Origin of the sequence: Paracoccus sp. SY (genome assembly GCF_002901215.1) — a bacterium.
Taxonomy (GTDB): domain Bacteria; phylum Pseudomonadota; class Alphaproteobacteria; order Rhodobacterales; family Rhodobacteraceae; genus Paracoccus; species Paracoccus acridae.
Genome location: NZ_NWMQ01000108.1, coordinates 1 through 3,635, shown reverse-complemented (window position 1 = coordinate 3,635; position 3,635 = coordinate 1). Strand labels below are relative to the sequence as shown.

Sequence of the window (3,635 nt, the reverse complement as noted above, 5' to 3'; positions counted from 1 at the left end):
ATAAGGTTGTTCAGAGCCGACTCATTATCGCGGCAGTCATGACTCCCCTTATCAGAACCGTGACAGATGATATTTGCCTCGACTTCATCCTGTTCGCGAATAACGGCGAGGAATTTGACACCGACAATCCCGTTGAATCTGGCATGTCCTGGTTCATCAAATCCGTATTGACTCCGCTTCTTGGATTTTCAATCAGCTTTTTCTTTAGCCTGATTTTTATTTCAACCCTTCTGCGCTTCATTTCCCGCACTCGATAATACACTCTGCGTATATGGCAGAATTCAAACCCGCACGGTCGGCAGTTCGCTGATCCTGGTGGTGTAGCGGGGCGAGCAGTGATCGGCATGCAAGCGCCATTCACCGGCGAAGCCCTCGCGCGCCAGCACCATCGTCTTTTTGCCGAAGCGGTCGTTGATCGCATCGAGCGCGTCCGTCAGGCGCGCGTCGCGCGGCCGGGCAGGCTCAAAGAGCATGGCCGGCCGGTCGGCTTCGGACAGCAGGTCATCGAGGATGATGCCCGCCTTGGTGTAGCCGCAGCCATTGCCGGACGGATCGCCGCGCCAGCCTCGGCGCGCGGCCGAGACGGCGGCGTCCACCAGGTCGAAGGTGTGGTTGGATATGGGCCGCAGCCGCACACTGCGGGACGCAGAGTGCTGCGGGCGATCCGGCTTGTGCGGGTTGGTGTGAAAAAACACGGTCAGCGTTCCGGCGACAAGGTCGTGGCTCCTCAGCTTCTCGGCCGCGCGGGTGGCGTGGGCGGTGACGGCCTGCGCCAGCACATCGAATGTCGTCATGGGCGTGCCCGAGGATCGGGTCACGGCCATGCCCTTCCTTGCGGCGGCACGTCCTCGAAGTCGATGCAGGCAATGCCGCGCAGCTCCGCCACCAGCCGTTCCAGAACAACCGTGCCGATCTTGCGGGACAGCGCCATGGGCAGGTCGCGCAGCGCGGCCGCGGATCGCGCGCCTTGCGCGATCAGCTTGGCCTCGGTCGCCGGGCCGACGCCCCAGATTTCGCCAATGGGAATGCGGTTCATCACATAGTCCCGCACCTGGGGGTTCATCAGATTGCAGACGCCCCGAAGATCGGGTTCTTCTTGGCAGCATAGTTCGCCAGCTTGGCCAGGGTCTTTGTGGGCGCAATGCCAACGCAGGTCGGGATGCCCACCTGTGTCCGCACCGCCTGGCGCATTCGGGCCGCGTGCGCCGCCATCCGCTCGCCAAAGCCGGACAGGTCCACGAATGTCTCGTCGGTGGAATACACGTCCAAGCGCGGCGAGTAGCTGTGCAGGACTTGGGACACGCGCGCTGAAAGATCCCCATAAAGCGTATAGTTGGAGGACAACGCCTTGACGCCATGGCGCTCCATGAAGTCGCGCATCTTGAAGGCTGGCGCCCCCATCTTAATCCCGAGCGCCTTCGCCTCGTCAGACCTCGCAACAGCACAACCGTCATTGTTGGACAGCACGATCACGGGGATGCCGTGAAGCTTCGTGTCGAACAGCCGTTCGCAGGAGACATAGAAGTTGTTGCAGTCGATCAGGGCTATCGGCTTGTCGGACGCCTCAAGCATCGCCCTATTCGACGGGCAGGCGGCGCACCACGCCTGCCACGACGCCCCATATCTCGGTTGTCTCGGTCACGGGAATGGTCTGGTAGCCGTCGCTGCGGGCGCGCGGGTCCAGGAACCACTGGCCGTCCCGCTTGGCGAGCTTCTTCACAGTGATCTGTCCATCGACCACGGCCAGGACAATGCGCCCGCTGCGCCGGCGCCCGGCCCGATCCACCGCGATCAGATCCCCGTCCAAAATGCCCTCGGCTTCCAGGCTGTCGCCCGAGACCCGCCACCAGAAGGTCGCGTGCTCATGGCGGATGACCCATTTGAACGGATCAACCGTGTCCTCAAGATCGTCGGCCGCAGGCGAGGGAAAACCGGCTGGCACCTGAATGGCTGCCAGCGGCATGTCGCGGTCGATCAGCGTGACGCTGAGAGGATGAAGATCAAGTGACATGGCCTAGAACAATCAGTGAACATGGGCCATAGTTCCGATATGCCCCTGATCGTCAAGGACTACAGGTCATGATAGGGCAAAAAGGTGGGGACAGGCTGCTGATCCGGCACAGGTTTGTCGCTGAAGCGGGGCTTGGCTGGATCTTCCAGCCGGGCGGCAAAGCACTCGGGAACATAAACAACAACACAGGGGCCGCCCGGCTGATAAGACCGTTANCAGGCTGCTGATCCGGCACAGGTTTGTCGCTGAAGCGGGGCTTGGCTGGATCTTCCAGCCGGGCGGCAAAGCACTCGGGAACATAAACAACAACACAGGGGCCGCCCGGCTGATAAGACCGTTATGTCTGACGCTAACGTAAGGGGCAACGTGTCCTTTTGGTCAGCATTCTAGAAGATTAACCTTTGGTAATCCATTGGAACTCTTGCGCTTTGTAACGCTGTTTCAATAAATGCCCGCAACTAACGAGAAAATGTCGGGCAGAATACAACGGAAGGATGTGCGCTGATGGGCATCATTGATCCCAGCATCATCACGGTCCTGCAGAACTACAAGCAGGCGCAACAAGGCAGCGAGTGCAGGATCGCTGAGAACATAGGTTCGGTCCTGGTGGACTCGCTCAGGCGGATTTCGCTGCTTGGACCTGTGCGTAAGGCAGAGAAGGTCTGCGGCTAGGCCCGGCGTTTGAGTTGCTGATTTCACAGTCGTCCCGAGGTTCGGGCGACAACACGGCGGACACCAGATGACTGACACGCCCGTTAGTTTCCCAAGCGCCGATCCTTCAACGCGCCAGGGTGGCGAAGCTTCTGCCCAGGATGACCTAGCCCCCCTCCTTCGGGAATGGGTGAGCGCCTGTCTTGATGACGGCGTGCAGGAGCTGGACACGATGATCGTGACGGCGCCGGACAGCTTGAGATCACACTTCTGCTGCTATGACGTCATGGCCGAGGAGATCGAGATCGTGGTCCAACGCATCTGGACAGACCTCGCGATGCAGCGGATGCGGGCCGGATACTAACCACGCAGGAAGGCTCCTACTGCTCCGGTTCCTCGCATAGACGCCCCACAGTCTGGTTGGAGCAATGCTGAAAAGCCAGCATCCTTTCATGTTTTCTTGATGATGAGGTCGGGTCAGCCTATTTCGCAGAGTGCAGCTCTCCGTATTCCCGCTGCCTTATTCAAATTGGCTTATGAAACCACATTACAGACGGCGAACGGGCAAACCCCGCCCGCAGCAGCAACAGCGCGATCCCGGCAGCCGTGTCTTCGAGAGCACAAGCGCAAAGGGCAAGATCCGGGGAACCGCCCAACAGCTCGTCGAGCGTTATCTTCAGTTCGCGGAAGAAGCGCGGCTTGCCAATGACCGCGTGGCCTCGGAGGCCTTCCTGCAATCCGCTGAACATTATGTTCGCGTAAGCAATCCTGTGCGTCATGCGGAACACCATCCCGTCAGGGACAGGTCGTTGCGGAAAGCGGCGATCGCTCGAGGAGTGCAGCCGTCCAAAGATAAAGCGCAGAGAGATGAGCCCATAGATACGGCGGTCACAGGACGAGCTGCCGAACTCGACTTGATCCGGCTGGACAAGGCACGCACGGCGGTCGCAGCCGAGAAACGAAAGCAGACTGA

At 60.1% G+C, this 3,635-nt stretch carries 8 protein-coding genes; 4 read left to right on the top strand and 4 right to left on the bottom strand.

The window, feature by feature from the left end; all coding sequences use genetic code 11:
- The coding region (locus CK944_RS23860) for a hypothetical protein (protein ID WP_205049138.1) at window positions 1-257 on the top strand (257 nt) is incomplete at its 5' end.
- A 24-nt stretch (window positions 258-281) separates the two neighbouring features.
- Here CK944_RS23860 and CK944_RS24150 read toward each other — a convergent pair.
- From CK944_RS24150 to CK944_RS21750, 4 genes are read right to left on the bottom strand one after another with little or no spacing between them, the layout of a single operon-like run.
- Window positions 282-824: a DUF4113 domain-containing protein gene (locus CK944_RS24150; RefSeq protein ID WP_239986215.1), complete on the bottom strand. Its 543-nt coding sequence runs from the start codon at window positions 822-824 to the stop codon at window positions 282-284.
- Window positions 815-1,063, bottom strand: a complete 249-nt coding sequence (locus tag CK944_RS24145; RefSeq protein WP_239986214.1) for a hypothetical protein — start codon at window positions 1,061-1,063, stop codon at window positions 815-817. Before CK944_RS24145 ends, CK944_RS24150 begins: the two co-directional genes overlap by 10 nt.
- Complete coding sequence (locus CK944_RS24140; protein WP_239986213.1) at window positions 1,063-1,572, bottom strand: hypothetical protein; 510 nt, start codon at window positions 1,570-1,572, stop codon at window positions 1,063-1,065. The genes CK944_RS24145 and CK944_RS24140 overlap by 1 nt, the downstream gene beginning before the upstream one ends.
- A 4-nt stretch (window positions 1,573-1,576) precedes the next feature.
- Complete coding sequence (locus tag CK944_RS21750) at window positions 1,577-2,011, bottom strand: LexA family transcriptional regulator (RefSeq protein ID WP_103175129.1); 435 nt, start codon at window positions 2,009-2,011, stop codon at window positions 1,577-1,579.
- Window positions 2,012-2,515: 504 nt separating this feature from the next.
- Here CK944_RS21750 and CK944_RS23470 point away from each other — a divergent pair.
- From CK944_RS23470 to CK944_RS24415, 3 genes are all read left to right on the top strand, one after another.
- Window positions 2,516-2,683: a hypothetical protein gene (locus CK944_RS23470; protein ID WP_158248129.1), complete on the top strand. Its 168-nt coding sequence runs from the start codon at window positions 2,516-2,518 to the stop codon at window positions 2,681-2,683.
- A gap of 169 nt (window positions 2,684-2,852) precedes the next feature.
- On the top strand, window positions 2,853-3,026 hold the full coding sequence (locus CK944_RS23465) for a hypothetical protein (protein WP_158248128.1): 174 nt from the start codon (window positions 2,853-2,855) through the stop codon (window positions 3,024-3,026).
- A gap of 172 nt (window positions 3,027-3,198) precedes the next feature.
- On the top strand, window positions 3,199-3,635 hold a 437-nt coding region (locus CK944_RS24415; RefSeq protein ID WP_146038754.1), incomplete at its 3' end, for a DUF4167 domain-containing protein.